The 26354-nt window shown below is 54.3% G+C and carries 31 protein-coding genes and 1 pseudogene; 13 read left to right on the forward strand and 19 right to left on the reverse strand.

Going from position 1 to position 26354, the window contains the following annotated elements:
• Window positions 1-143: 143 nt before the first annotated feature.
• From ABIE48_RS28930 to ABIE48_RS28940, 3 genes are all read right to left on the reverse strand, one after another.
• Window positions 144-422, reverse strand: coding sequence for a DUF2277 domain-containing protein (locus ABIE48_RS28930; protein ID WP_076172796.1), 279 nt, complete (start codon window positions 420-422; stop codon window positions 144-146).
• A gap of 116 nt (window positions 423-538) precedes the next feature.
• Window positions 539-1336 (reverse strand): N-acyl homoserine lactonase family protein, encoded by a 798-nt coding sequence (locus tag ABIE48_RS28935; RefSeq protein ID WP_192715992.1) that lies wholly within the window; start codon window positions 1334-1336, stop codon window positions 539-541.
• Between the two features lie 165 nt (window positions 1337-1501).
• Window positions 1502-1939, reverse strand: a complete 438-nt coding sequence (locus ABIE48_RS28940) for an RrF2 family transcriptional regulator (RefSeq protein WP_076172795.1) — start codon at window positions 1937-1939, stop codon at window positions 1502-1504.
• Between the two features lie 446 nt (window positions 1940-2385).
• On the opposite strand from ABIE48_RS28940, the gene ABIE48_RS28945 reads away from it, so the two are divergent.
• Window positions 2386-3354, forward strand: a complete 969-nt coding sequence (locus tag ABIE48_RS28945) for a putative RNA methyltransferase (protein ID WP_354520162.1) — start codon at window positions 2386-2388, stop codon at window positions 3352-3354.
• Window positions 3355-3454: 100 nt separating this feature from the next.
• Here ABIE48_RS28945 and ABIE48_RS28950 read toward each other — a convergent pair whose 3' ends face one another.
• Window positions 3455-5086, reverse strand: a complete 1632-nt coding sequence (locus tag ABIE48_RS28950; protein WP_145026896.1) for a DUF4179 domain-containing protein — start codon at window positions 5084-5086, stop codon at window positions 3455-3457.
• A complete protein-coding gene (locus tag ABIE48_RS28955) occupies window positions 5043-5639 on the reverse strand; it encodes an RNA polymerase sigma factor (RefSeq protein WP_145026898.1) in 597 nt (198 codons plus the stop codon). Before ABIE48_RS28955 ends, ABIE48_RS28950 begins: the two co-directional genes overlap by 44 nt.
• A gap of 577 nt (window positions 5640-6216) precedes the next feature.
• On the opposite strand from ABIE48_RS28955, the gene ABIE48_RS28960 reads away from it, so the two are divergent.
• The 5 genes from ABIE48_RS28960 (at window position 6217) to ABIE48_RS28980 (ending at window position 10251) form a co-directional block, all read left to right on the forward strand.
• Window positions 6217-6942, forward strand: coding sequence for an MBL fold metallo-hydrolase (locus tag ABIE48_RS28960; RefSeq protein ID WP_145026900.1), 726 nt, complete (start codon window positions 6217-6219; stop codon window positions 6940-6942).
• Window positions 6942-7508 carry a TetR/AcrR family transcriptional regulator gene (locus ABIE48_RS28965; protein WP_145026902.1) on the forward strand — a complete coding sequence of 189 codons (567 nt, stop codon included), beginning with the start codon at window positions 6942-6944 and terminating at the stop codon, window positions 7506-7508. Before ABIE48_RS28960 ends, ABIE48_RS28965 begins: the two co-directional genes overlap by 1 nt.
• Window positions 7509-7633: 125 nt before the next feature.
• Window positions 7634-8152 carry a CcdC family protein gene (locus ABIE48_RS28970; RefSeq protein WP_076172789.1) on the forward strand — a complete coding sequence of 173 codons (519 nt, stop codon included), beginning with the start codon at window positions 7634-7636 and terminating at the stop codon, window positions 8150-8152.
• A 449-nt stretch (window positions 8153-8601) separates the two neighbouring features.
• Entirely contained in the window at window positions 8602-9033 is a 432-nt protein-coding gene (locus ABIE48_RS28975; RefSeq protein WP_076172788.1) for a helical membrane plugin domain-containing protein, read from the forward strand.
• Window positions 9034-9072: 39 nt separating this feature from the next.
• Window positions 9073-10251, forward strand: coding sequence for an NAD(P)/FAD-dependent oxidoreductase (locus tag ABIE48_RS28980; RefSeq protein WP_076172787.1), 1179 nt, complete (start codon window positions 9073-9075; stop codon window positions 10249-10251).
• A gap of 96 nt (window positions 10252-10347) precedes the next feature.
• On the opposite strand, the gene ABIE48_RS28985 is transcribed toward ABIE48_RS28980, so the two are convergent.
• Window positions 10348-12222 (reverse strand): FUSC family protein, encoded by a 1875-nt coding sequence (locus tag ABIE48_RS28985; protein WP_192715995.1) that lies wholly within the window; start codon window positions 12220-12222, stop codon window positions 10348-10350.
• 375 nt (window positions 12223-12597) lie between these two features.
• Between ABIE48_RS28985 and ABIE48_RS28990 the strand changes: the two genes are divergently transcribed.
• Together ABIE48_RS28990 and ABIE48_RS28995 are read left to right on the forward strand one after the other, a co-directional pair.
• The gene (locus tag ABIE48_RS28990; RefSeq protein ID WP_192715996.1) at window positions 12598-12876 is read left to right on the forward strand and encodes a hypothetical protein; all 279 of its coding nucleotides are present in this window, start codon (window positions 12598-12600) and stop codon (window positions 12874-12876) included.
• Between the two features lie 39 nt (window positions 12877-12915).
• On the forward strand, window positions 12916-13869 hold the full coding sequence (locus tag ABIE48_RS28995; protein WP_192715997.1) for an L-lactate dehydrogenase: 954 nt from the start codon (window positions 12916-12918) through the stop codon (window positions 13867-13869).
• A gap of 4 nt (window positions 13870-13873) precedes the next feature.
• Here ABIE48_RS28995 and ABIE48_RS29000 read toward each other — a convergent pair whose 3' ends face one another.
• On the reverse strand, window positions 13874-14323 hold the full coding sequence (locus ABIE48_RS29000; RefSeq protein WP_192715998.1) for a hypothetical protein: 450 nt from the start codon (window positions 14321-14323) through the stop codon (window positions 13874-13876).
• Between the two features lie 93 nt (window positions 14324-14416).
• On the opposite strand from ABIE48_RS29000, the gene ABIE48_RS29005 reads away from it, so the two are divergent.
• Window positions 14417-14692, forward strand: coding sequence for a hypothetical protein (locus tag ABIE48_RS29005; RefSeq protein WP_192715999.1), 276 nt, complete (start codon window positions 14417-14419; stop codon window positions 14690-14692).
• Between the two features lie 20 nt (window positions 14693-14712).
• Here the strand turns inward: ABIE48_RS29005 and ABIE48_RS29010 are convergent, their stop codons facing one another.
• Both ABIE48_RS29010 and ABIE48_RS29015 read right to left on the reverse strand, forming a co-directional pair.
• On the reverse strand, window positions 14713-16200 hold the full coding sequence (locus tag ABIE48_RS29010; protein WP_192716000.1) for an amidase family protein: 1488 nt from the start codon (window positions 16198-16200) through the stop codon (window positions 14713-14715).
• 97 nt (window positions 16201-16297) lie between these two features.
• Window positions 16298-16717, reverse strand: a complete 420-nt coding sequence (locus tag ABIE48_RS29015; RefSeq protein ID WP_192716001.1) for a VOC family protein — start codon at window positions 16715-16717, stop codon at window positions 16298-16300.
• A 65-nt stretch (window positions 16718-16782) separates the two neighbouring features.
• Here ABIE48_RS29015 and ABIE48_RS29020 point away from each other — a divergent pair, with 65 nt between their 5' ends.
• Window positions 16783-17199, forward strand: a complete 417-nt coding sequence (locus ABIE48_RS29020; RefSeq protein WP_145026916.1) for a GNAT family N-acetyltransferase — start codon at window positions 16783-16785, stop codon at window positions 17197-17199.
• A 76-nt stretch (window positions 17200-17275) separates the two neighbouring features.
• On the opposite strand, the gene ABIE48_RS29025 is transcribed toward ABIE48_RS29020, so the two are convergent.
• On the reverse strand, window positions 17276-17797 hold the full coding sequence (locus ABIE48_RS29025; protein ID WP_260869454.1) for an NUDIX domain-containing protein: 522 nt from the start codon (window positions 17795-17797) through the stop codon (window positions 17276-17278).
• Between the two features lie 144 nt (window positions 17798-17941).
• Here ABIE48_RS29025 and ABIE48_RS29030 point away from each other — a divergent pair, with 144 nt between their 5' ends.
• Window positions 17942-18436 carry a hypothetical protein gene (locus ABIE48_RS29030; protein WP_192716002.1) on the forward strand — a complete coding sequence of 165 codons (495 nt, stop codon included), beginning with the start codon at window positions 17942-17944 and terminating at the stop codon, window positions 18434-18436.
• Here the strand turns inward: ABIE48_RS29030 and ABIE48_RS29035 are convergent.
• The 8 genes and pseudogenes from ABIE48_RS29035 to ABIE48_RS29070 form a co-directional block, all read right to left on the reverse strand.
• A pseudogene (locus tag ABIE48_RS29035) lies at window positions 18433-18678 on the reverse strand (GNAT family N-acetyltransferase); the annotation flags it as partial. The gene ABIE48_RS29030 and the pseudogene ABIE48_RS29035 overlap by 4 nt on opposite strands.
• Before the next feature lie 87 nt (window positions 18679-18765).
• The gene (locus tag ABIE48_RS29040; RefSeq protein ID WP_354520169.1) at window positions 18766-19743 is read right to left on the reverse strand and encodes a potassium channel family protein; all 978 of its coding nucleotides are present in this window, start codon (window positions 19741-19743) and stop codon (window positions 18766-18768) included.
• A gap of 81 nt (window positions 19744-19824) precedes the next feature.
• A complete protein-coding gene (locus ABIE48_RS29045) occupies window positions 19825-20214 on the reverse strand; it encodes a DUF350 domain-containing protein (RefSeq protein WP_076172775.1) in 390 nt (129 codons plus the stop codon).
• Window positions 20214-20843, reverse strand: a complete 630-nt coding sequence (locus ABIE48_RS29050; protein ID WP_192716003.1) for a hypothetical protein — start codon at window positions 20841-20843, stop codon at window positions 20214-20216. The genes ABIE48_RS29045 and ABIE48_RS29050 overlap by 1 nt, the downstream gene beginning before the upstream one ends.
• Window positions 20844-22037 carry a glutathionylspermidine synthase family protein gene (locus ABIE48_RS29055; protein WP_145138573.1) on the reverse strand — a complete coding sequence of 398 codons (1194 nt, stop codon included), beginning with the start codon at window positions 22035-22037 and terminating at the stop codon, window positions 20844-20846.
• Window positions 22034-22729, reverse strand: coding sequence for a hypothetical protein (locus ABIE48_RS29060; protein WP_105445735.1), 696 nt, complete (start codon window positions 22727-22729; stop codon window positions 22034-22036). Before ABIE48_RS29060 ends, ABIE48_RS29055 begins: the two co-directional genes overlap by 4 nt.
• A 29-nt stretch (window positions 22730-22758) precedes the next feature.
• Complete coding sequence (locus tag ABIE48_RS29065) at window positions 22759-22974, reverse strand: hypothetical protein (RefSeq protein ID WP_105445736.1); 216 nt, start codon at window positions 22972-22974, stop codon at window positions 22759-22761.
• Between the two features lie 471 nt (window positions 22975-23445).
• The gene (locus ABIE48_RS29070) at window positions 23446-24303 is read right to left on the reverse strand and encodes a MurR/RpiR family transcriptional regulator (RefSeq protein ID WP_116232856.1); all 858 of its coding nucleotides are present in this window, start codon (window positions 24301-24303) and stop codon (window positions 23446-23448) included.
• 278 nt (window positions 24304-24581) lie between these two features.
• Between ABIE48_RS29070 and ABIE48_RS29075 the strand changes: the two genes are divergently transcribed.
• The gene (locus tag ABIE48_RS29075; RefSeq protein WP_222125804.1) at window positions 24582-24788 is read left to right on the forward strand and encodes a hypothetical protein; all 207 of its coding nucleotides are present in this window, start codon (window positions 24582-24584) and stop codon (window positions 24786-24788) included.
• Between the two features lie 142 nt (window positions 24789-24930).
• On the opposite strand, the gene ABIE48_RS29080 is transcribed toward ABIE48_RS29075, so the two are convergent.
• Entirely contained in the window at window positions 24931-25596 is a 666-nt protein-coding gene (locus tag ABIE48_RS29080) for a GntR family transcriptional regulator (RefSeq protein WP_145026926.1), read from the reverse strand.
• A 172-nt stretch (window positions 25597-25768) separates the two neighbouring features.
• Here ABIE48_RS29080 and ABIE48_RS29085 point away from each other — a divergent pair, with 172 nt between their 5' ends.
• Window positions 25769-26296 carry a YbhB/YbcL family Raf kinase inhibitor-like protein gene (locus ABIE48_RS29085; RefSeq protein WP_145138581.1) on the forward strand — a complete coding sequence of 176 codons (528 nt, stop codon included), beginning with the start codon at window positions 25769-25771 and terminating at the stop codon, window positions 26294-26296.
• Window positions 26297-26354: the final 58 nt, after the last annotated feature.

Below are 26354 nucleotides of genomic sequence, written 5' to 3' on the forward strand. Positions count from 1 at the left end.
TCACTATGCTTTAGCCAGGACCGGTCTTGCCCCAGACCATGAGCTTTGGCGTAACCTATGGCTTCTTCATTCCAGCCTGGTCCAAGGATGCGCCCATTAGCTGACTACTGCCGCCTAAGCCTCGCACTGCCTAACTCCGCCACTTACGCCTCTGCCGTTCCGAACCGCTTCGCCGACCGCTCTTTCGCCTTCTGAGCCTCGATCTCGCGGTCACGGGGACTGGAGTTCGTAACGAGCGAGTCCAGGAGCTTCCTGGATGCCGCGGCGACCTCCGCTATCGCCAGATTAAAAGCTTCCTCATTCGCCTTCGACGGGCTCTGGAAGCCTGACAACTTGCGCACATACTGCAGGGATGCAGCTTGAATCTCTTCATCGGTAGCCGGCGGATCAAAATTAAACAGCGTTTTGATATTTCTGCACATAGCCCTTCTCCTTTGGAATGTTTTTCGAATGCGTTTTATGTTCAATATAACGCACCCGCCGCCGTTTTCCAAGAAAAGGGATACGCTCTCCTGCATCAAGTCTGTTTCCCGGACATTTAAAACCGCATAGGAATCGGCTTCGCCTCATGATGGGCCAGCGCCGCAACGCAGTCCTCTCTCCCGGCGAAATCCCTCACCCACTGCAGCGATTTCATCGCCTGATCTGGATCCGATGTAATCCCCGGCAAAATCATCTCCTGCCAGGATCTCTCCGCATACCCAGCATCGGAAGCCAGGAGCAGCCAGCCTTTCTCTACTTTGGCCAAAATAGACAAATGTCCTGGCGTATGTCCCGGGGTATGAACCAGATACAGCAAGCCGTCGCCGAATACATCCAGACCCGATTGATACGGGCCGTAGGGAATCCGCTCGAGAGCAAACGGCGTTACGGGCACTTCCCGGTGCCATGCCTCCTGGCTCACGGCCGCAAACTCCCATTCCGGCTGGCTGACGAGAAAACGACCCGCACCCTTCAGCAGCCCAAGGCCGCTGATATGATCGACATCCAGATGGCTGATGACAACAAGGTCAATATCTTTCGGGGTAAGCCCGCGCGCCTGCAGCTGTTCCCTGACAGAGCTGCCGGCAGGCAAATCGTATTCGATGAACTGCCATAAATCGCTGCCCAGGTGCTGCTCCGGCCGGGTTCGTATATCCTCATGCCATCCGGCATCGACGACAACGCGCCGTCCATTGGGGTGCTCAATCAAATAGCTGGACAGCGGAACTTCGGACTGGAAGGATTCGCCCCGCTGATTCACCGGAGGGATGCTGTCCAGTTCCTTAAATGCGAGCGAGCGGTCATATTTCAATCGGCCTGTATGCAGCACCTCTACCTTTACAAAATCGTTCATCATCATTCGCCTCCTAGATCGGTTAACAGCATTATGCAGCGTTCCCTTCATTTCGTGAAGACGGCACTTTTTAGTGATATACGAACCCGAAAGTTCGTGCTGTACTCAGGAACAGCACAAAAAAGCCCGGCTTACGCCGGACTTCATGTCGTTCCATTCTGTTCATCACGTGGGGTTTGCCGCGCTACCCGCTTCCTCGATCTGCTTAATGACATCCGTCAGCGTAATGCCATCCAGATACCGCTCCAGCGCGGCTTCACCACCGCTGTATATCTGATCCATAATGCCCTCGATATTGGAAGCCACTTCGCAAGGCAGCTCCTCTCCGCCTGAACACCAGCTCGGCTTCAAGGATCCTCTTGCAAGCAGACGGTACAAATCACCCAATGTGACCTTCTCGGTGCCCGGATTCAGCAAATAGCCCCCGCCGACACCTTCCTTGGTCGTTACATACCCCTGTTTGCGCAGCAGTCCAAGCACTTTCCGAATCCGTGCCGGATGCGTGCAGACACTCTTGGCAATCTCTTCACTGTTAGCCATTCGTTCTTCTTTCAAGCTAAGAAGGGTTAAACAATGGACGGCAATGTTGAACTCACTATTCATTTTCGCTCCCCCTTATTACTGTAATTATATGGTTTACAGTTGCTTGTGTCAACCGGATTGCCAGGGTTTGGAACGTTTTCCGTTTGAAAAATAAATAAAGGACATTAACGAGACTGCCGGGGCTGTTTTTCCTCCGGACCAGTATGCTTAGTTTGACTTAAATCCCCTTGGATTAAACCTCCTCTCCTGACAGATCCAGCGATCGTTTTCCCGGCTCTGAAAAGTTTGTTATACTAGAGCGGGATCCTGTCCTTTAGATCTAAGGCTGCAGGCTCCCTAAATCCTGCGTGAAAGAGGTTGTGTAAACCATGATCATTCAGTTTATTCGTTACCGTTAATGTAAGGTACAGATAACAAAAGCCCCGTTTTTTTCAAAATACTGACGAGGGTTTATTTGTCTGTGCCTTTTTCATTCAAACGGAAAACGAATGAATGGGGTGTTTATGGTGCATAACACTAAATTAACCGTGCTCACCGGACTGATATCCCGGCATGAGCACCTGTTTCGCTGCCCAATCTGCTCCCGCCCATTGAAAATGGACGGATCTCGCAGCATGATTTGCGGCAGCCGACATTGTTTTGACTTGTCCAAGGACGGTTACATCAACTTGATTCCGCACGCCGTGCGGTCCAAATACAACAAAGAACTGTTTACTTCACGGCGGGAAACCAGCCGCCATGGCTTGTTTGACCCGCTGATCGATGCGATTCGCAACAAAATTGAGGATATGGCCCCTTCTCGATCGGGGGAACTACGCATTTTGGATGCGGGGTGCGGCGAGGGCTCCCATTTGGCGGCGATTCTGTCTGCCCTGCAGAAGCCGGATGCTCCAGACATCCTGGGCGTGGGCGTGGATATCGCCAAAGAAGGGATTCGCCTGGCCGCCAAAACGGGCGCACCGGCGATCTGGTGTGCGGCCGACCTGGCCGGCAGCCCGTTTGCCGACCGGCAGTTCAACGTCATCCTGAACATCTTGTCTCCGGCGAACTACCAGGAGTTCCAGCGCCTACTCCGGGTTGATGGCATGTTGATCAAAGTCATCCCAGGAAGCCGATATCTGCAGGAAATCCGCGCCTTGTTCCAAGGTGAGGCTGCAAACCAGCCATCTCCTGCCGAAGGACTTACCGGCGGACACACTATCGACCGCCCATCTCCTGCTGCCGACAGCACTACCCGACGGCTCGTTCCTGCTACCGGACGTACCGCCGAATTGTTCGGCAGGAATTTTGCCAGTGTTGATGTTCAGCATGTGGAATACGGCATGCTCGTCGCCGGGGAAGCTTTGGAGCATCTTTTGCGCATGACCCCACTCTCTTGGGGCGTACCGGAAGAAGCAATTCGGAAGGCTGCCGGGCAAGGCCCCCTGCGTGTCACCTTTGATTATGTAATGTTATGCGGCGGAATGAACGAATAAGTGATCGGTCATATCGACATCAAAGCCCCTATCGGCCATCAGCGGCCGGTAGGGGCTTTTTTATGCAACGATTCTGTTATCGAGGTGGACCAGGCAGTCATCATGGTGCCTCCCAATAATCCTCCGGATTCACGTTTTCCAGTCCCTTGATGGGCTCGCCTTTCGGCAGGTCAAAGGACCAGTTGACGTTGGTGTACCACTTGTCGGTGACCTTGCGGATGAGGGTCGCTTTTTCAGGAAGGGTTGTTAAGCCTTCGACGATGAAGCCTGGGTCGCCATTAACGTCCTGGAACTCGTTCAAGCCTCCATATGAACCCCTAAAGCTTGCGGGAAATTCCCTACCTGATTTTTCGTCTCTCATCACCCATTCGTCATGTGAAAACATATTTCTGAATTTTCCTTCCACCTGAAGCAAACCAACCATTTCTTTCTCGAGCGAACTCGGATCTTGGCCAATCTTCATGCTGCTGATCGTTAATGAATCCCCTTGCCCTTTAAACTCCACAGGCTTCAAAGACAATTCAAGAGGATGAAATTGCACCGAATCGTCACTTATCACAGGAATGGAATACCCGTCCAGAACAAACCTTACCTTCTCACGGTCATAGGGAAGATACTTAAACGTGTAGTACCAGTGAAGCGTATCTCCATCCAACTGAGGCTGTTGGGCAATCAACGTTTCCATATGCGGACTTCTATGGTTATTGACGCTTGAAAAGTCATTTCCATTCTTATCCTCAAAATGGTACATGAGCAGCATATTCTCCAAACCTGATTCCGGGACCAGCTTAGCCAGCTTCCCATCTAATGAAGTAGATAGCTCCAGCCGTACAGCACTTGGCGTTCGAACCAGCCGTTCCATCTTAACGTGTAATCCATCTGGTGTAGTATACTGCTGATCCAATAGCGTTACTTTGGTCAGTTCATTCGCTTTTTTCATATCCAGGGAAAATTTGAAGTTCCAATTCCCCTTAACGACCTTGTGGGAAAAGAGCTTCCGCCCAATTTGGGTGATCTTCCCTTCCACGGTGAGCGTATCGGATTTAACTCCGTCCGGGAAAAGTGACGAAACATTTTCAATTACGGCGGATCCCCCTAAAGAATAAAGCTTTGCCACTTCTTTGCCCTCGGTATCCTTAACTGTAACTTGGCTCCAGTCTACCTTGTTTACCACTGGCTTCCCATTCGGGTCGGTAATTTTGACTCCCATCATAATCCGGGCCGCATCCACAACAACTTCATTAATTTCTAATGTATATCCTTTGTCCTTTACTTTGATATGCGGATTTTGGACAAGTCCGAGTGTTTGAGAATCCAACAGCCCAATATCCGTATTATCCCTCGCAAATATCGACCTCACCCAATCCGCTATCGAAGGCTGGGCGTAAACCGTCAGTGCGGCGGCGACGATCAGTAAGCAGACTGCGGCCAGAGCGGCGCGGCGAATGAACGGAGAACGTCTCTTTTTTCTCAACAAAATCGTGTCCGGCTCGTTCTCCTCAACTGCAGGCTCAATCGGGACATCAGCCAGGGAAGCCATCACCTGCCGGGTGAAATCATCCGTCAACTGCTCCGGGTACAGCGCTTGGCTCCAGGCCTCCTGCTCCTGTCGGACTTCTGCCATCAATGCCTGACAGCGAGGGCAGTTCTGCACATGAATATTTAACCCAACCCCAGAAGGCGCTTCTTCAAGAATGAACTCTTCCATCTGAGCACGATTCAAGCATTTCACGGCTGATCCCCTCCTTTCCCTTCAGCTTTTTTTGCAGCTGCTTTCTAGCCCGGTGCAACCGGTTGCGAACCTGATCCACCGTCAGGCCCGTGACGCTGCCGATTTCATCATAGCTCAGCTCATTTGTGTACCGCAGCAGAAACACCAGACGGTATTGTTCCGGCAGCTCCCGAACTAACTGCAAAGCCTCCTGCCGAGTTTCCTTGCGAAGGAGAGCCCTCTCGGGCGTGTTCTCATCCCGTACCGCCTGGTAGGCTTCTTCCTCCGGGGCCTGCGGAAACGACTTCCGCCTTCCCGCATCCCGCAGCACATTCACCGCGATCGTATACAGCCAGGACGCAAAGCTCGATTCCAGGCGGTAACTGGCCAGCTTGCGGTACGCTTTGACAAAAGCCTCCTGCGTATAATCCTGGGCATCCTGATGACCCGCCCCCATACTCCGGAGCAGACCGTATATTTTGTTTTTATGCGCATCGACCAGCTCGGCAAAGACTTCCTTGCGCCCCGCCAACACCTGCTCGATCAGCATGCTTTCCCGTTTCGGGTCTATCATGACGATCCTCCCTGCTTTAATAGCCATCTGCATCTATAGACGGCATATGAGGACGAATGCTCTCACTTTCTGGAAAAACATCTGCCAATCGGTCGAACAGATGCCAAAGTGGATTGTCCCAACTCTCCCCGACTACCCGATCAGGCGCAAAAAAGTCCGCCACACTGAACATCACAGCGGCGAACTCGAGAGGGATTGTCAGAGTCAAAATCCCCATAAACACAAAAAAATGAGCCCTTCAGCGAAGGAGCTCCAAATCAGATTAGACATATGAAAGGGTTTACAATAGGTATTATAGTATAAATCTTCCTGATTGAAAACGCTTTTTTATCCTTTAATTTCATTTTATCTCATGCGTACTGTGTATCGTATATCTCTTGTACCTCATGTCTCATATTACCTTCATGTCCTCGTATCCCCATGTCCTAGATTTCATATGTTTCTCATTACATGATGTTCACCACATGTTTACCAAGCCTTTTCCACATCTACGCCAATTATTTTTAAATTGGGTATTGCCAAAACTAATATCATTAGTTATTATACTAATATGATTAGTCTTGAGGAGGAGTTATCCATGAAAATGATTACCGTTCAGCAAGTAACCCAGGTTGCTTTTATGCCCCGCTTGTTTCCCGTTAATGTGTATCTGATTGAAGAAGAAGACGGGCTGACCCTAATCGATGCGGGCATGCCTTTTAGCATTAAAGGCATCCAGCAAGCCGCCGCCCGCCTAGGCAAACCGATCGTGCGGATGGTCCTGACGCATGCGCATGGCGACCATATCGGGGCATTCGACCTGCTGAAGGCGGCTCTTCCTCAAGTGACGACTTATATTTCCCGCCGCGACAGCCGCCTCCTTGCGGGGAGCAAGGAGCTCGAGCCCGGCGAGCCGCAGGAGCCGATCCGCGGAGACATCCCCGCCCCGGGCAAGGTCACCACGAAGCCAGACGTGCTGCTGGAAGACGGAGACCGCATCGGGTCGCTGCTGGCCGTCGCCTCCCCCGGACACACGCCGGGACATATGGCGTTCTACGACACGCGCAGCGGCGTCCTCATCGCGGGCGACGCCTTCCAGACCCGCGCGGCCCTGGCCGTATCGGGCCATATGCAGCCGCTGTTCCCTTTCCCGGCGATGGCCACCTGGAGCAAGGCGACCTCCATCGCCAGCGCCAAACGACTCGCCGGTTTGAATCCGACCTGGCTGGCGGTCGGCCACGGCAAAATGATTCGGCAGCCGACCGATAAGATGGCTGTCGCCATTTCCCGGGCCGAGGAAGCCTTGAAGAAGGGGGCGGTCTAATGGTGCGCCGCATGGGGCTTGACCGCGAAACCCTGCTGGTCGCTGCGGCCGAGTTGGCCGATGAGTCCGGATTGGATAACCTGACGCTGTCCGCACTGGCCCAGAAGCTTGGGGTCCGCTCCCCTTCCCTGTATAACCATGTGAACGGACTGCCGGACCTGCGCAGCGCGCTTGCCGCCTACTGCATGCAGCATCTCGTCGATTTGATGCGCGATGCGGTCATCGGCAAATCGGGAGAGGAAGCGATCCTGAGCTTGAGCACAAGCTATTTGACATTTGCCCGCCAGCGCCCCGGCCTCTATGAGGCCTTTTACAAAATCGAAGCGTCGGATTCCCCGGAGACCGCAAAGTTGGGTGAGCAGCTGTTGAGCATCTTTATCCGGGTTCTCGAACCCTACGGTCTCGGGGAACAGAACACATTGCATACGATCCGCGGTCTGCGGAGCCTCCTGCACGGCTTCGCCTCCCTGGAACAGAACAATGGCTTTCAGATGAAGCTGGATTTAGACGAGAGCCTGCATTTTGTCATGGGAGCCTTTCTGAAAGGACTGGAATCCGGCGCATAACCACCCGACAGGCTTGCCCTCAAGGCCCGGTAAAGATGTCATATGACGTTCAAGTTTACTTCTCTATTTGTGTGATATACTATTAGATGTGATAAATTATATTGACAAGAGGGGAGTCCTTGAACGTGCCTCATATCAGTCCCTTGTATTTGCAAATTGGAACGACCGTGGGGACGTTGGTTTTGGCCCTGATGACCATATTCATCCGTCTCAAGGCGAGCCACAGACCCGTTACGATAAAGAAAATATTAATTCCGCCGATGGGCATGGCGACCGGTTTTTTGATGTTCGTCGCCCCGGCTGTGAGAATCCCGCTGTGGTGGGCGCTCATCGCCTTTTTAGTCGGCTGGTTCCTGTTCTCCTATCCGCTGATACGCAGCACCAAATTTGAAGTAAGCGGAGGACAGGTCTTTGCGCAGCGCTCCAAGAGCTTTATCATTATTCTCTTCGCCCTGCTGGCCGTCCGCATGCTGCTGCACCAGGTGATTGAGGAATATGTATCGATTCCGCAGACCGGCGCCCTGTTCTTCATTCTGGCCTTTGGCATGATCCTCCGCTGGCGGATTTTCATGCTGAGACAGTACCGGAAGTATGCGCCCGCTGCCGTAGATTCGGTATCCGATCCCTTAAATCCGGCGGAATGATCCCATGATCGATACTAAGCCAAATAACGTCTTCCACACAGGGTTTCCTGCCCAGGGCGAACGATAAGCCAATTTCCTTAAGATAAGGAGATTGGCTTTTTTGATATCAGAAGATTTCCTCCAAAAATAAAGCCGCCAATGCATAGCGCAAGGCCGTTTGGAAAATGCTTAAAACGAATGAAATAAGCGGGTCCGCTGCGCTGGACGCCCGGCCTGCAAGCTCTTTTCCAATCGATGGCGGCGATACCATGTATATTTTTTCACATTTCTTTCGTAAAGTGGTCCTTTTTACGATCATTTATGTTAACATTAGGAGGACGATAGTGACTAGGCCTTTTCGGACGGAAAAGGTCTTGTGGCTTGTAGATACTCCTTCGAAGGGAGTCTATGAGCTCCTTTTCATTATAAAAATACTTAAGCACAACTGCTTACGCAAAGGAGAAATGGACATGTCAGAAGCAATTTCTGAACAAGAGACACAAAACGTGTCTGTCGGCAAGGAACAAAACGACGTGCTGGACCAGCTGCTCAAACCTGAGGTGCAGGAATCCCTTACGATTCTGGTCGACCAGCTTCCAAAGCTGACTGAGCTTGTGAATCTATTGACAAAGTCTTATGACTTCGCTCAAACCGTCGCTACCGACAAAGTGCTGAAGAGCGACACCGTCGGCGCGATCACCGAAATTGTGGAGCCTGTGAAGCATTCGGTGAAGAACATCGCCGCTACTGTCATCGAAGCGAAAGACCGCGCTGAAGACAGCAACGAAGTGATCGGTCTTTTTGGTCTGCTTAAAATGCTGAAGGATCCGCAAGCTCAAAAAATCTTCCGGTTCCTGAACGCTTACCTTCAAATCTCTGCGGAAAAAGCAAAACAACAATAATCTTTTATACATCTAACCAGTAAGGACGGAGGAAAAACCATGTCAAAACATATTGTCATTTTGGGTGCCGGTTACGGCGGCTTGCTTGCCGCTCTGACCGTACGCAAATATATGAACAAAGATCAAGCACGGGTTACGGTCGTGAACCAATACCCTACGCACCAAATCATTACCGAGCTGCACCGTCTGGCTGCAGGCAGCATTGCTGAGAAAGCGATCGCTATGCCGCTCGAAAAACTGTTCAAGGGCAAAGAAGTCGACCTGAAGATCGCAACGGTCAACTCTTTCTCCGTAGACAGCAAAGAAATCAAACTTTCCGACGGTTCCAGCCTGTCTTACGACGCTTTGGTTGTCGCACTCGGAAGTAAAACGGCTTACTTCGGCATTCCAGGGCTCGAGCAGTACAGCTTCGTGCTGAAGTCTGCTGAAGACGCGCTGAACATTCATAAGCACATCGAAGACCGCATTCGCGAATACTCCAAAACCAAAAACGAAGCTGACGCAACGATCCTCATCGGCGGCGGCGGCTTGACTGGCGTTGAGCTTGTCGGCGAAATCGCTGATATCATGCCTGGTCTGGCTAAAAAATACGGCGTAAATCCAGCCGAAGTGAAGCTGCTTCTGGTTGAAGCCGGCCCTAAAATCCTGCCTGTACTGCCTGATCACCTCATCGAGCGCGCGCAAAGCAGTCTGGAAAAACGCGGCGTAACCTTCCTGACAGGATTGCCTGTAACAAACGTGGAAGGCAACGTGGTTGACCTGAAAGACGGTCAAAAGATCGTAACCAACACCTTCGTATGGACAGGCGGCGTGCAAGGCAACCCGCTCGTAGGCGAATCCGGCCTCGAAGTAAACCGCGGACGCGCTACCGTCAACGAATTCCTGCAATCCACTTCCCATCCGGACGTGTTTGTGGCTGGGGACAGCGCTGTTGTATTTGATCCAAGCGGACGTCCACAACCGCCAACCGCGCAAATCGCTTGGCAAATGGGCGAGCTGATCGGCTACAACCTGTATGCCCTGCTCGAAAACCATGCGTTCGAAACATTTGCTCCGGTGAACTCCGGTACGCTTGCAAGCCTGGGCCGTAAAGATGCCGTTGCTACCATCGGCGAAAGCAACACGTCCCTCAAAGGTCTGCCTGCGTCCCTGATGAAGGAAGCAAGTAACATCCGTTACCTGTCCCACATCAAAGCTCTCTACACTTTGGCTTACTAATCTGTAAACCATCGTTTGACGCATTAAACCAAACAGCCCTCTTTCCAAGGCATTTGCCATGGAAGAGGGCTGTTTTTTGTTGGGATTGGTGCCCGCTCACCTGCCGTTCAGCGCATGCCGGAGATCGGCGAGCTCCTGCCCGATATCCGGCACCAGCGGCAGCTCCAGCCCGTCGGTTCCCTCTGGCCCCTCTTCCGTCTCCCGCCGCTGCTCTGCGGACTGGGCCATTTTCTCGAGATGGAGCAGCACCGCTCCCAGCTCCGGGTCGGGCAGGACGGGCCGGAGGGCGCTCAGCGCGTAGGAGTTCAGCACGTACCCGAACTGATCCAGCGACCAGATGACGGGCAGCAGTTTCTCCAGCTCCTCCTCGCTGCGCGGAATCTCGCCGAGTGCGGTCTGGTACACCGTCCTCAGATTGGACAGGTGCCGCCGCATGGAGCGCTGCTGGAGGATGAGGCTCAACCTCGCCGCGGCACTCGCAGGCTGCCGAATGAACAGCAGCGCCAGAAACTGCGCCTGGCTGCGGATCGTCCGGCCGAGAAGGTACGGAATCCGGCTGGAAGCCGAGCGGCTGCCGACCAGCAGCACGCCGATCAAGCCGATGACGCTGCCGACGAGCACGTCGGTCAGCCTGGCGCCGGCAAAATAGCCGAAGTTATGTATCCGGGTATTGGTCTCCGCCATCAGCAGCGCATTAGGCGTGATGAACAGCATAGCCAGGGCGTAGTTTCGCACGATGAGCAGTTCCGTAAAAAAGGTAAACAGCATGATCGCTATGGATACGACAAATCCCTCCGGGTGGGTCCACAATATCGCGCTCGCGATGAGGATGCCGAGTATCGTCCCTAGGGAACGCTGAATCGCCCGGTGAAAGGTGGCGATGACGGTGGCGCCGAGCATCACCGAAGCACAGGAGAGCGGCACCCAGTAGGACCGGTTCAGCTGAAACGCATACGCGGCAGCGGCAGCCACCATCAAAATGACACCAAACCGGATCGCCTGCAGAAATACGATCGAGTCCTTATCCAAATTGCCCTCCAGGATGCTCCGCACCGGAGTGCGGGTCAGCTTGCGGCGGTTCTGCTCCCCCTCGGGTTCCGCATCGCTAAAAATAGCATCCAGCTGCCCAACAAGGTCTCTCAGATCCCGGATGCGGGGATCCGGATCGTCCGGCAGCGGCGTTCGAACCCATGCATCCGGCTGCCCGCACGCTTCCCCTGCCCTTCTGACTGCGGCGCTGAGCTCGGGCGGCAGCTTCTTCCCCACGGCCAACGGAATTTTGTCCGTAATCAGATAAATGTGGTGCGCAAGCGAGTACATCCGCGACAACCGACGCGGTGTTGCGTCGCTTCGCCGATCGAACCCGCCTGTCGCGAGCGTGGTTTCCACGCTGTACATGGACAGCAGCGTTTGATGCCGGGCCCGGCTGTATTCCCGGGTGCCCGCACCATCCAATAGGGAGCCCAGGTCGAGATACAGCTGGCGGACGGCGCCGATTTCGGGACCGTGCGGCCGAAGCAGCCAGCCGGCCATGGCAAAGCACCAGGCCAGCATTCCGCCTAGAAACACCAAGCCGCCGCGGAGGAATGCCTGGGAAGGATCGGGCGGCATCCCCGTGGCCAGCGTGAAGCTGAGCACGAAGAATAACGCCCCCGGACCTTTAAACTTCAGTACGCCGAACAGGTAGGACGCCGCTGCCCCGATGCAGCCCAGAACAAAGGCGGCAAGGAGCGGGTAAGGAGCCAGCAGCGTTCCAGCTGCCACAGAGAACGTCAGGCCCAGGGCGGCAAACAGAATTTTTTTAGCCCTTAACGCATACGGCTCGCTCGCCACGTACAGATAGGCGAATCCGCCTGTTCCTGCCAGCATCCCGTACGAAAATTGGCCAAGCCAAAATCCGATCAGGGATGGCAGGCCAATGCACAAGCCGGCGCATAAAGCCCGGTTCCACGGGAGCGCAACCTTCTTCATCTCAAAGGCTTGTTTGATGGTATGCGATAAAAACGGGCGATGCTTTTTCGTTATCCCAACTTGGATCCCCCTTCCGCACCTGATCATGCCAAAAGAGCAGCCCCACACCTGTAAGACCGCTCCCGTATTACCATGTACTATATTTATTGCCATCCGTAATCCGCAATATGCTGAGGTCGGCCTGTATCACCGCAACACTTTTGATGTCCTCTCCCATTGATAAAGGATACGTAAAAAAAGGACGCCATGCGTCCGAAACCTTCCACACCGCGTGAGCAGCGAATAGCCCAAGCCCGATTTTCCATAAAATAATATGATTCACGATTTAAAGTGCCGCTTCAAGTTTACCCCAGGGCACAGGGCAGGAGGAAAGGAATGAAGAAGGACCTAGGGCGCCCCAGGCGGCGTTCCGAGTTTACGGTTTGGGTCGTATCCCGATCCGATGTGTTTACGTTTGTGGTCTACGAAATGATTCTCAGCTCTGCGGTGTATGCCGGCCTCAAGCGGGCCAACGGGCATGAGCTGATCGCCATACTGGGCAGTTCGGTGAGCACGACCGTGTGCAAAAGGTGGGTTCGCCTGGATGCGCTGGCCTGGTGGAGGCGCGGAAGGGAGCTTCATATTGTTCCCTGGCCGAAATCGCCCTTAGGGTAATTTGAGGAATTCTAGCTCACGGAGAAGGAGGTGGCGGAAATGAAAAGAAGAAAGCGCAGGGTCGCCATCGTCGGCTCGGGCATGGTCGGTGCAACTGCAGCCTATTCCATGATCAACCAATCGATCTGCGATGAGATCATGATGGTCGACCGCACTTATGACCGCGCGCTGGCACAAGCGCTCGACTTGTCGCACTGCATTGATTTTACGCATACGCGCACTTCGGTTTACGCTGGAACATACGCGGACTGTTCAGATATGGACGTCGTAATATTGACGGCAGGAGCTAATCCGAAGCCGGGCCAGACCCGGCTGGACGTGCTTGAAGAGGCGGTACTTATCACCAGACAGATCGTTACGCCGATTTTGAAGAGCAGCTTTGAGGGCATATTCATCACCGCGGCCAATCCGGTCGATATCGTCACCTATCTGATCCGGCAGTTGTCGGGCTTTCCACGGCACAGGGTCATCGGCACCGGAACGTCCATCGACTCTTCGCGCCTCAAAACGCTGCTGTCGGACATTTTTTCGATCGACCCCCGCAGCGTTCACGGGTATGCTCTGGGTGAACACGGCGAGTCCCAGTTCGTCGCCTGGTCGCATGTCACGATTGGCGGCAAACCGGTTCTGGACATTCTCTCACAACACAAGGAGCGCTTTAAGCACGTGGACCTGACGGACATCGCCCGAAAAACGAAGGACGCCGGCTGGGAGATCTACACCCGCAAAGGATCTACGCATTTTGGCATCGGTAGTGCCATTGCCCACATCACCCGCTCGGTGCTGAACGATGAGCATAAAATAATCGCCGTGTCTGCTATCCTCGAGGGAGAATACGGAGAACACGGCGTGTGTACCGGCGTCCCGGCGATTATTCACAGCGACGGGATCCAAGAAATTATCGAGCTGAATCTGAATGAAGATGAGCGCGGGCTGTTTGCCGCGTCCTGCGACGTCATTCGCAGCAATTTGGATAAGCTGAATCTGGTCTAGCCGGCTACATCCACCGGATAAAAAATCTCTGTTCCACGGGGATCCCATGCTCCTCCGCCCATTGCAGAAGCTCCGGCTCTCCGGCGGGCTGACGGGGCTGCAGGACAAAGCACAGCTTCATCGGCACGATCCGCCGCTGCTTCAGCTTGATTCCATACCAGCGCTCGTTGATCCACACACCCTGAATGTCCGCAGCGGATACTTCCTTGCCTTCCAGAACAAGCTTTCCCGGTTCGAGCAGCAGTGACTTGGGTTTCCCTGCCGAGCGGAAGAGTGCAACCGTAATGGCCCCTACGATAAATAAAAGCAATAATATTCGAAAGACGAAGATGCCTCTCTTAAAGGAATCGTCTGGTGAGTTGAACATCTGAGGAACGGTAATCACCAGCAAAATGACCATGCTGATCAAAAACTTTGCCCGCAGCGGATATTTAATAGCAAGCTGGGAACGCATGAGCTGCCCCCTTTCCGTGTGTCATTTTACATATTATGGGACGCGAGCTATACTGCTATCATACATCACTTTTCTGGAAAGGGGGAAGCCCGCGTGAATTTCGCCTTGATCGGTTTGGCAGCTGTCTTGATGGTGTTGTTTTGGTCCGCTCTAGTGATCGGGGGTATCATGCTCCTGTTCAGCAAAGGACTAAAACGCAGGCTGGACCCTTTTATCCTGTTGTCACTCGTTCTTGGACTGGCTGCCGTCGCCCGGATGGTCCAATGCTGGATTTACGGCCAGCCCCTGCCCGTAAGCCTCATTATGCTTTTCGTTTCCATCCTTCTGATCGGGCCATCGCGGCGGCGTTACTTGAAAAACCAGCTTTAAGTTTTCACCATCCCCCTTGCCTACTCCAGGACAGGAGGCACCCGGTGCCTGGTGGCTTGTTCATAGCCGTAAGCGATCTTGATCAGCGTCGGCTCGCTGAAAGCCCGGCCGATAAAAGTAATCCCCTGAGGCCCTTTGGTGGTATAACCCCCGGGTGCAATGACCCCGCGCTCGGCGAATCCGCCCGGCACGGTAATGACTGGGAAACCGGCCCGTGCCGCCAGGTCATCGCCCCCCTCATTCCCCAGAAACAAGAGAGCATCCAGCTTATGCTCATCGAAAGCCCCGTTCAGCCCCTGTCTTGCCTGACTGACGCTGCGCTTCAGGCTGTCGATATACTCCTTTTCGGTCAGTGTGCCGCTGGTAGCCTCCGAATGAATCAGAACATCCTGCCCGTAGCGGAGGCAGGTATCCGCATGCTCCTCATTGAACCGGATCACCTCTTCGAGAGAATGCACCGGCACGGTTTCCGGCAAGCGGGACAAGTAGTCATTGACCCCTTTTTTAAATTCATAGGTCAGCACATGCCCATCCCACTCCGCCTGCTCGCAGGATAACTCGACGGGATCGATGATCTCGGCTCCCTTCTCCTTCAGCACCCTGATCGCGGCTTCGATAATATTCAGCCGATCCTCATCCAGATCCTGATAGTAAAACCTCGGAATCCCGATTCTCGCCTGCGGGAGAAAGTCAGCATCCAGAAACGGCGTATAGTCTGTATAAAATTGACCACTGCTGCCGTGTGTCACCTCGTCCTCCGGGTCTACGCCGGTCAAAGCGCCAAGCAGCACCGCTGCGTCGGCCACCGTTCGGGCCATGGGGCCTGCCGTATCCTGGGTATGCGATATCGGAATAATGCCGGCTCGACTTACTAACCCGATCGTCGGTTTGATCCCGACGATATTGTTCTGGCTGGCCGGACTGATGATCGACCCGGAGGTCTCCGTACCGATGGCGGCCGCGGCCAGATTCGCCGCCACTGCGCTGGCCGAGCCGGAGCTTGAGCCGCCGACGAACAGTTCGCCTGGTCCATAAGGGTTCTGACATAACCCGGCCCGGCTGCTGTACCCCGACCACATCGTGCTGGACATAAAGTTGGCCCACTCGGTCATATTGGCTTTTCCGAGCAATACCGCCCCGGCGGCCCGCAATTTTTCCGCCACGAAGGAGTCCTTCACGGCTATCGAATCCGCCAGCGCCAGCGCCCCTGCGCTGGTATGCATCGCATCCCACGTAGCAATGTTATCCTTCAACAGAATCGGGATGCCGTGCAGCGGCCCGCGGGTGCCGATTTCGTATCGCTCTTCGTCGAGCGCCCGCGCGATATCCAGCGCCTCGGGATTCACTTCGATGATCGATTTCAGTTTTCCGTCAAACTGTTGGATTCGTTCCAAATACAGCTGGACCAGCTCTTCCGAAGTGATGGTGCCGGTATTCATCGCTTCCTGCATGCCGGCGATATCGGCCTCCACGATCCACTCAGCCGGGTTTATTGGATTGCTGCTCATTATAATCGCCCCCTGGGTAAGCTGCCTTCGTCAGCATGTGTCTGCTTACCATTTTTCGTAACACTTGATCTGTATAACCGCTTTTTCCTTTTGTATTCTATATGCCGCTAGTATTTTGCAGCACGATGCGCCAGCCGTCCGGGTCACAGATGGTGATGCCGTTAACGTCCCAGTACGGGTTCTCGGCCTTGACAGCCGGGTAACCCATCGCCTGAAGACGCTGCGCGATGGCATTTCGCTTGTCGGCATCCGGTATGTAAAACACCAGCAGATTGTCCTCTGAAGGCGGCGGCACGGGAACCCCGTGTTCATGCTGCGTAAATTCAAGATGATAGGCGGAATCCGGCAAGCCGAACATCACGCCGTCATAGCCTTGATGCTGCTGAAATGAGCCGATGACCGGCAGTCCGAGCCCTTCATGGTAGAACTGTTTGATTTTCTCGATTTGGTGCGTTGGTCGCGCCACACGGAACTGAACGGCCGGCATCTGCTCCGACCAGACAGGGTTGTTGTCCATGATTGACCTCCTATATAGTAAAGTCATACCAACTCATTTCATTTTCAGGAAAGAAGGTACACTCAATGATTATTTACCAGGACCATCTGCAGGGAATCACGGAGTCATCGGTTGCCCCCGGCTTTTTCGACGGCTGGCCCAACCCGCCCTCGCCCGCTGTGCTGATTCGGCTCCTTGCGAACTCTACCTTTATCATACTGGCTATCGATGCCGATACCAAGCGAATGATTGGCTTTATTAATTGTTTATCAGACAAAGTATTAACGGCCTATATTCCTTTACTTGAAGTGATTCCGGATTATCAGGGCCAGGGGATCGGCAAGGAACTGACGGCACGGATGCTGGAGAGGCTGAAGGGGCTGTATATGGTGGATCTGCTGTGCGATCCGGATGTGCAGGAGTTTTACGCCCGTTTGGGTATGAAAAAAGCGACCGGCATGCTGATGAGGAACTACGAGCATCAATCAGGGGCCGAGCAATAGGAATAGGCGGTCTCCGGGTCTTCCGAACTCGAGGAGGGTGTTCCCCATAGACGGCTTCATCCTGATACAGGCGCGTTTACACGCCCTCATCGTTCCCCTCCCGATTCGCCGGCAGGTGCTTCAGCGCCTCCTCCAGCACCAGTCCCAATAAGGCATGATCAATGACATAACGAAACTCTTCAGGCTCCACCCAAATTCGGGCCAGGCACTCGTTTTCCCGGTTAAACGGCAGGCATTCCTCAATGTCCATCCGGTAAAACAGCTGGTAGCCGACCAGCGGATATTTGCTGTTCGGGTCAAAATGCTCGTTCTCCTCGTGGCTCACTTCCATCATCCCGATGTACACGGCACGGCCGCGGACGCTGCCTTCCTCCAGCACCTCGCGGTGAAACGCCTCCTCCGGCGTCTCGCCCGGCTCGACATGCCCGCCGGGGATATCAAAACCGCGCCCGTCCACATGGACGGCCAGCACGTTGCCCCGCAGCATACAGATGCCGTGAACGCTTGTCACTTTGGCCGGATCCGGCATGTCCTTCGTTGGGATCCAGGTCAGCTTGACCGGCTGGCCACCCCATTCTACGCGTATCGTTTGACTCACAGATATACCTCCTTCATTGAAGTGCAAGATTCTTGCCGTCAGCCTCCGCCCATTTCCTCAATTCAAAAAGATGAGGGCGGCGGGCATTTGATTCTCTTTCCACACCACTCAAAGTACCTTAATATGGGAATTAACACTTGGGAGGTGACTACTATTCCTCGTAAACTACTATTAAAGTTATTTCTCCGCCGCCGCGCTCTGATCCTGCCCTCCGCACTCCTGGCCATTGTTCTGCTGCTCACGACACTGCCGGGATGCGGCAGCCGAGAATCAGGGAACACTGGTGTACACGAGACGGTGCGAACCGGCATCTCGCATTCCTGGGCTTTTCCGTTTATCCGCTGGGATAGCCGTCTGTATCGGCTGACCGAGCTGTACTCCGTCGAACTCGGCACCCGCCTCGGCACTGTGGAAACCTACGCCGATGTCGAAGGCCTCGAATACCACGGAACCTATTCCAATAAATACGAGGTGGGAACCGGCATATTTTCCATCCAGGGAACGGCTCCTGATCAGGCTATTGCCGTCCAGACCGGGAATGGGATCGATGTGCTGATCGAGTCTACGCTGAAGGATCCCCCCGATTCGCTGAAGACGGCCGAAACCGCTGATCCAAGCGAGCCGGCCCCTTCCCGCTAGTCTTCCGGATTGATGATGGCCAGCACCTGATGATCCTCCCACTTGCCGTTGATCAGCACATTGCTGCGGGCGATGCCTTCACGGTGAAAGCCCGCTTTTTCGAGTACGCGGATGGATCCCAGGTTGCGGGGCATAACGCCGGCTTCGATCCGGTGGAGCTTAAGTTCGGTAAACGCATAGTCAACCATTAGCCGCACGGCTTCGGTCATATAGCCCTTCCCATTTTCGGCCCGATCCAGAAAACCCTTATATCTAAAAAAACCGACAGCCCGCTCTTGCAGGCCATCGGTTCTTTCGGGAAATGATCTCTATCGACCAGTGCTTTGGCTTTATTTTCCGGCAATCCGCCGGTACGTCGCCTCATCGGCAACCACATACAGCCTCGCATCGGCCGGGATCGGCTCGCTTAACCGCCGGTTGATCGACATGTCGTTCCGGTCGGCCAGAAGGGTGGCTCCCTGCCCAAGCAGAGCCTGAAACGCCTCGCCGTAGGTTTTCCAGGCCGGATTGCACGGAACTTCGTAGATATCGTCCCCGTGCTCGCGGCTGATCAGCTGGCTGATCACCGCCGAATTCCCCTCCTGCAGCGCAGCCCGCACCGCCAGGCTGGAGATCGCATCGTGGGACAGCACGAATTCGTTGACCTGTACAAACCGGAAGTTCTGAATGTGCTTCTCGTGCATGATTTCCACCGTCGTGTGCACCTCGGGCGCGATCCGTTCGATACTGGAGGCGATCAGCAGCGACTTGCCATCGGTCAGCGATGTTTCCTCGATCCGGGTGTCGGCGAAAATAATAGCCGCCCGCGCCCGCTCAATCCCGGCCTTGATCAGCGTCTCCGCGGACGAAGGATCTCCGCTGACAAAATGCACCTGGTGCATCTGCAGCGCCGGATGGCGGTCCGTCTCATCGACGATGACGATCTGCGCCTTCGGGTCGTACGTGAGAATCTCGTCGATGGCGGACCTCACCTTTCGGCTCCAATTGATTAAGATGACATGATTGCCTCCGTGAAAATTCAACGTTCCCGCCTCCCTCTGCCGCTGAATGCCCGCGATGGAATCGATGATTTTACCGATGACCAAGCTGAGCAGCCCGATACCGAAGATGTATAAAAACAGCGTAAATATTTTACCGGCCACCGTAGCTGCAAAGAAGTCGCCGTACCCGACCGTGGCCATCGTCGTCATGACCCAGTACAGGGCATTAAACCAGCTGTGAAAGGTAGACGGCTCGAGCAGATAGGCGATCGTTGCGCTCACCGTTACAAAAATAACAATAATCAGGCCAATCGTCGTTTTGCGCATCCGCATCATCCGGGCGGATAGCCGGAGGAAAAAATGCAGCGGTCTCACCCTCTCTTCAGCATGGCAGCTTGATCTACAGCTTTATACAATCAGGCTGCTGATGGCAAAAGCCATGCCGACGAACACCATGGACAAGAGGACGGCAACAGCCGTATTTCCCTTTTTCAGCTGCTCGGAAATTTTAAAGCCCGGGGTCACCAGCTCGAAAATCCAGTACACGGCGATCAGGCACACGTACCCGACGGCAAACCACATGGCCAAAAACCAAATGGACGTGTTCGTATAAGCCGCCACGCCGAGAATGATGGCCGTCCCCAAAAATTTGCCTCCAAGCGCGATGCCGACGGCCGTATTGCCTTTCTTCAGCTCTTCCATGTCCTTGAACGGCGTCATCCAGCTGAAGATCACCATTCCGAGCAGCTGCAGGATGATGATGACGATGACACTGACAACAATATTAACGACGACCATTAACTGGCCCACCCCCTGAATTTGGCGTATGCCGAATCGTAATCGGCGAAATCATGAACTTCCTCGAGTTTGACGGAAACTTTCTTCTTCTTCTCCAGTTCCTTGTAACGCGCATCGTCGATCGGCTGCTTGATCCGGTTGCCGGAAGGCAGCTCCACGACCGCAAAGTCCCGCGTCTGATCCTTGAATTTTGTTTGGTATACGCCGACCAGGTCGACTTCGGTCGTCACGTTAACTTTTAGATTGGCCAAGTCCTTCTTGGCCTCCTCCTGCGTCTTGAACGTCTTGATCGTGTCCCAGGAGGACAGGCGGACGTCGGTCTTCTGGTTGGCACCGGTCGTCATCTCGGCGTCCATGTACTGCAAAGACCAAATTTTGTCCCCCGTAGCATAGTTGCCGTCGTTAGGCATCAGCTCGTTGTCCGGAAGGACCGTCATGTCGCTGCCGATGAGATCGCCGACCGTTCCTTCGACAATCCGGTAATCCCAAGGAACCCGGGATACGTTCGTATCCTCCGACGTGGTTGTATCGAATACGGAGGGTTCATTCGAGGAGCATGCGCTCAGCAGGAGCGCCGCCAGCAGGAACAGTCCCAGACCCGTCCGGAAGAACTTGTGGTAGGTCTTCATTTATTTCACTCCCATCGCGATAAAATGGCTCGTATTCCCCGTAATCAATCCGCCCGCTCTTCCGAGCAGCCCGCACGGCTGTCCGTTGATCACGAACATGCCGGTCAGCAGGTGCCGCGGCCCTGCGGCAGTCTCAATCCGCGGGAGCTCCGCCCGCAGCTGATAGACGGATGGGAACAGGACGCTCGTGTCGAATCCGGCCTCGTCCTGGATATCCATCTCTCCTTGTTCATTGAACATCCGCACCGACCCGCCCTCGCGGCCGAACATCGATTTGGACACATAGCTTCCCGAGAACACGGGCTTATTGTAGGTTGGCAAAATATATTTCTCTACCGTCTCCTGCTCCCGTTCGTCAAACAGGAGGCCCAGCTCATACAGGCCCCAGGCCGCCGCCAGCAGTCCTTTGGACTGCAGCAGGATGCTGTGTGGTCCGTTAAAAAGCGCAAGCTTGCCGGTCTCGATCGCATAGGCGAGCGCGTCCCCGCCGTCGTCGACGGCCATCCACTCCTTCGGGTACAGCGCGAACATCCGCTTGATTTCCCGGCCCGTCGCGTCCTTGACGATCCCCTCGTCGATCCACAGATCGAGGCAGTCGACGCAGGTTACGGGGAGGCCGCTGTGCTTCACCAGCGCCTCGATCGTTCCCGAGTCCTCGAGGTGGCTGCCGTAGGCGACGCAGGCGGCGGTATCCGGACGCTCCACGGCCCAGGCAGCCTTCACGAGCTCCTTCATCCGCCCGTTCGGCGTCGGAATTCCCGCTTCGCCGCACAGCCAGGGGGTCGCGATCGACGCTTCCACATACCCGGTCGGCGTATCGGCGTTCAGCTCATACAGCTTGATGCTTCCGTCATGGCCGACCGCGTAATCGAACCGGGCATAGCGGCTGATCAGACCTTGCCCTGGAATCGGACAGTCGTCCAGCATATCCCACAAAATCTGCGGAATGCCGATCAGCTCATACAGGTCGCGGCGCTTGTGCACATAGCGGACCGTCTTGTCGAGCACGCCCCACAGCCTCGAGGAAGCCTCCTCGAGTTCGCGGTACGTCTCCCCGTTCATGACGACGATCTGGTCCAGCCAGTACTCCTCGTCCTCCAGATCGGCCCAGGCAAAACCCAGCTGCCGCAGCTGCTCCACCCGCTCCGCGCGTTCGCCGGTTCCTGGGGCAAGCACCTCAAATACGCTGCTCATCCGCCAAACCCGCCGCTTCTGGAGCTGGAGTGGGAGCTCGAAGAGGAGCTGAATCCGCTTGACTTGCCGCCGATGCTGCCGGACGAAGACGACGTTCCTCTCCGGGTGATCGACCCGGTCGAAGTCGACGTCTTCGGGCGCACCGTCGAGCCGACGACCGGCTTGTTCTGGAACGTGCCGCTGGTATAGGACCGCGGCTTATACGTTTGGCTGGTGCCGGTGTAGTACGTCGGCCGGCCGTTGTAATAGTTGGTGGTAGAATAGCTGGATCCGCTGTTGAACAGCATGTGGTACAGCAGCAGGTCATCCCAGCCGAATCCCGAATGAGCCGAGCCGTAATTGTTAATGACGGTCGTTCCGCCGCCCGACGATCCGGAGCCTGTCGACGCCGATTGCCCCTCCTTGTCTTCCTCCGGCTGCTCCTTAAGCGGAATGTTCCAGTCCGCGTTTTTATCAAAATACTGTTTTACTTCCTCTGTCGACCAGGAGACCAGGATCGGTTCATCCGCCGCGGTCTGGTCACCTGATGTATTGGCCGACGCTCCGGCCGCTGTCGCTCCCGGGATCAGAAAGGCATTGGCCAGCAGCGCTACGCCCAGGGACGTGGACAATACCCGGGCTGCCTTCCCTTCAACCGGAAACCGTCTTGATCCGGATTCGTCGCTCCGCTTCGCCTTTTCTTCGTTTGCCATGATCGCATCTCCTTTCGCCGAGTTCCCTGTTACTCGTTTCTTATCTGCACCAGCAAAAGCTCAAGCTTGCCGGTATCGACATTCAGCCTTCCCTCAATCGTTTCGTATTCCTTGCCGTCGACGACGATATAGTTGACATGCTCCAGCGCAGCCACCATATTCATGCCCCATCTGCGCTCTTCCATCGTCCGCAGGCTGCCGTTTGACATCTTCTCGACCAAAATGACATCCATCTCATTTCCCATTTTCGTTACACCCCTTATTTCATTGCTTTGTACTTTACAGCATTTTTTTACGTCGGATCTTCCAGCGGGTTCCAAATGATTTTCACTTCCGACTATGAAAGGATGTACATATCCTCCCAAAACGCTCTCCATTCAAGCCTTGATGGCATTTTGTCAAATTTAAGTATAAATTGTCTGCTGCTGGAGGGAAACCAAAAGTTTGGGGTTTTTCCTGTTTTCCGAATCTTACCTGCCGAATCGATTAGAGAGATCGCAGTACGGTCAAATGATTCAGGGCATCGAACACAGCACTCGTGATGGAATAAAAGTCGTTAGCGAGTCTTTTTGCCCGTGATAAAAGGCTGCCCCGGATTAAACGGAGCAGCCTTTTGCCGCAGGGTTACTCTTATACGTATTGGGCCTGTCCTCGCGGGTGCGGACGCGGTCAAGCGCGGAATGGAGCACTCCAACCGGATCCGAACTCCCCTGAGCTCAGCCTCCCTTTTGCTTCGTCTTGTTGATCATCGCCCGGCTCTTCTCCAGGTAGTCCACCGACTGGTCATAGCTGCGGCTGGCGACACCCAGGTACAGCATGTCGATGATGTTCAGCTGGGTAATCCGGGAGGCGGTCGCCCCGCTGCGGATATCGTTTTCGGTCGATGATGTGTACAGCTGGATGTCGGCAATCTCGCTCAGCGGCGAGTTTCCGTATTTCGTAATGCAGATCGTCACCGCCCCCGCCTCCTTGGCGGCTTTCATGCCGGAGATGACATAGTCCGTTTTGCCGGAATACGAAATACCGACGGCGGCATCCCGCTCCGTGAGCAGCACCGAAGAGGTCAGCTGCAAATGCGGGTCGGCAAACGAAAAGCTTGGCTTGTTGATCCGCAGAAACTTGTGCTGCGCGTCCTGGGCGATGAGGTTCGAAGCGCCGATCCCGAAGAAAAAAATCCGCTCCGCCCGGCCGAGCGCCTCGATCGCCCGTTCAACCATATGCTTGTCCAGCACCTTAACCGTGTTACGAATCGACTGAATATTGTTATTCGTCACATTATGAATAATGGCATCCACCGAGTCATGCGGGCGGATCTCCTGATACCCTCCGGGCTCCTCCTGGCCTTCCTGCAGATCGCCCGCCACCTTGAGCATCAGCTCCTGGTAGCTCTTAAATCCGGCCGATTTGCACAGTCTGACGACGGCGGCCTGGCTCCCCCCGCTCCGGCGGGACAACTCGGCGATCGAAAGCCCGATCATCTCGCCCGGGTGCTGCAGAATAAAATCGGCCACCTTGCGCTCCGATGGCGTAATGTCATCCAGAATTTCCCGCAGTCGGACAATTCCTCCGTTCATGTCATTCCTCACTTTCGCTGGCTCGAAAATATGGATCCGTTATGATCCGCTGACCTTCACAAAACTGGAAAATGTTCACAGACCTTATCCCTCTATTTTAAAGGAATCATACTCCCGAGATAAAGTGATTTTTTAAAGATATCCGCATGCATTCGAGGATCCTCCATCTCCGTGATCCGGCCTGGTTGTCGCCCGATGAGTCTGATGGTAGAATACACCTGATTTTACCAGTATGGTTTGGAACGAGCTGAGCCAAGAGAAAGGTGAGATGAGCTGAGATGAGTGTAGACATTTTACGTGCCCATGAGGCGGACGCGGAGGAAATCCTGCAGCTGCAGAAGCTAGCCTATACCCGTGAGGCTGAGCTGTACGGCAACTACGCGATTGAGCCCCTCGAAAGCATCGGATACCGCATGATTCGTACCGCCGTCATTAACGGACAATTGAGTTTAGTTTATATGGAAAAAGGGTTGGAGAACCGGTAATTCCGGCCGCTTAAGCAGGACCCTAAAGCCGTTGGGAATTTTGAGTCATGAGATTTCATTATAAAAGGAGCCGTTTGCCATAGCGCAGACAGCTCCTTTTTTGATTTCAGAAAGGATACGTGGCGGTTTGAAGGGTATCCGCTTATCGATGGTCAAACAGGATATCCGCAGTGAGTTGGATGTGCGCCTTAAAAATCTCGACGGCACGATCGCCGTCACGGCTTACTACGGCATCCGCTAATGCCTTATGTTCGGCGCGGCCATCACGAACGGACTGCTGCGGGGGTGAATAATGCCGATAAAATTCGCTTAAATCCCACAGGCGTCTGCAAATATCCAGAAGCACCGGATTGGGACATGCAGCGATAAGTTCGTAATGAAATTGACGGTGAATGTCGGACCACTCTTCGCGAACGACGAGCTTTGGATGACCATCCTCGTACTCGGGTGTTTGCGATAATTTATGGTGAACAGCGATGACATTGGATTCCCATGTGAGATCGCCGTGAGCGATGGACAGGCGTAGGGCTGCGGATTCATTGATCGACCGCGCTTCTATGATGCTTTTCAGTTCTTCTTCCGACGCCGTCTTCACGGAAAATCCATGATTCGGGTTCTGTATGACGAGGCCTTGGGTCGCTAAACGGGTTAGCGCTTCCCGAACGACGGCAACCGAGACTTCGAAACCTTTGGCTAATTCCGAAACGGTTAATGGAGCGCCCGGTTCATATTGTCCGTCCAAAATATCATACCTCAGTTTTTTTGTAACATTTTCACTTAAAGTGGACGAACCGTTTCTTTTGGCCATGAAGCCGACACCATCCTTTATGTATATCGGGATTGTACACGTTTAAATAATTTACACCGAAACCTACAAAAAAACAAGAAATAAATCGATAATAAGTATTCAAAACGATTTCTGTTTACAGAATCGATTCTTGTGTATATAATCGACTCATACAAAAAAGGAGGAGTTTACAATGAACAACAACCCATTTGCCAAATTGCCGGAAGTTGAAGCCTTTCGGTTAACGAGTAATGATATTGCGGAGGGCCTTCCCCTACCTCCCCAGCAATACGCGTCTGGAGTCGAGGGCGGTAAAGATCTTTCGCCCCATTTGAAATGGTCCGGTGCGCCCGAAGGGACGAAGAGTTACGCCGTAACCGCATATGACCCGGATGCCCCAACCGGATCGGGCTTCTGGCACTGGGCCGTCATCAACATCCCTGCCAATGTCACCGAGCTGCCAACTGGCGCAGGCGACGAGCATGGCAGCGGTTTGCCGCAAGGCGCCCTGCAGCTGCCGAACGATGCCCGGCTCGAACGGTTTATCGGTGCGGCGCCTCCAGCGGGACATGGTCCGCATCGGTATTATTTTGTCGTTCATGCGCTGGATGTTGAGGATATCGGCGTTGACCGCAGCGCCACGCCGGCCGTCTTAGGATTCACCATGCTGGGTCATACGCTGGGGAGAGCCGTGCTCGTGGCTACAGGGGAAAGCAAGTAACCCAAACCGTTTGTCGATGGAATGAAAAGAGAGTTTGTTTGTTTGTGTTGTTGCCGCC

This window comes from Paenibacillus sp. OAE614, from assembly GCF_040546645.1.
Classification (GTDB): Bacteria; Bacillota; Bacilli; order Paenibacillales; family Paenibacillaceae; genus Paenibacillus_AQ; species Paenibacillus_AQ favisporus.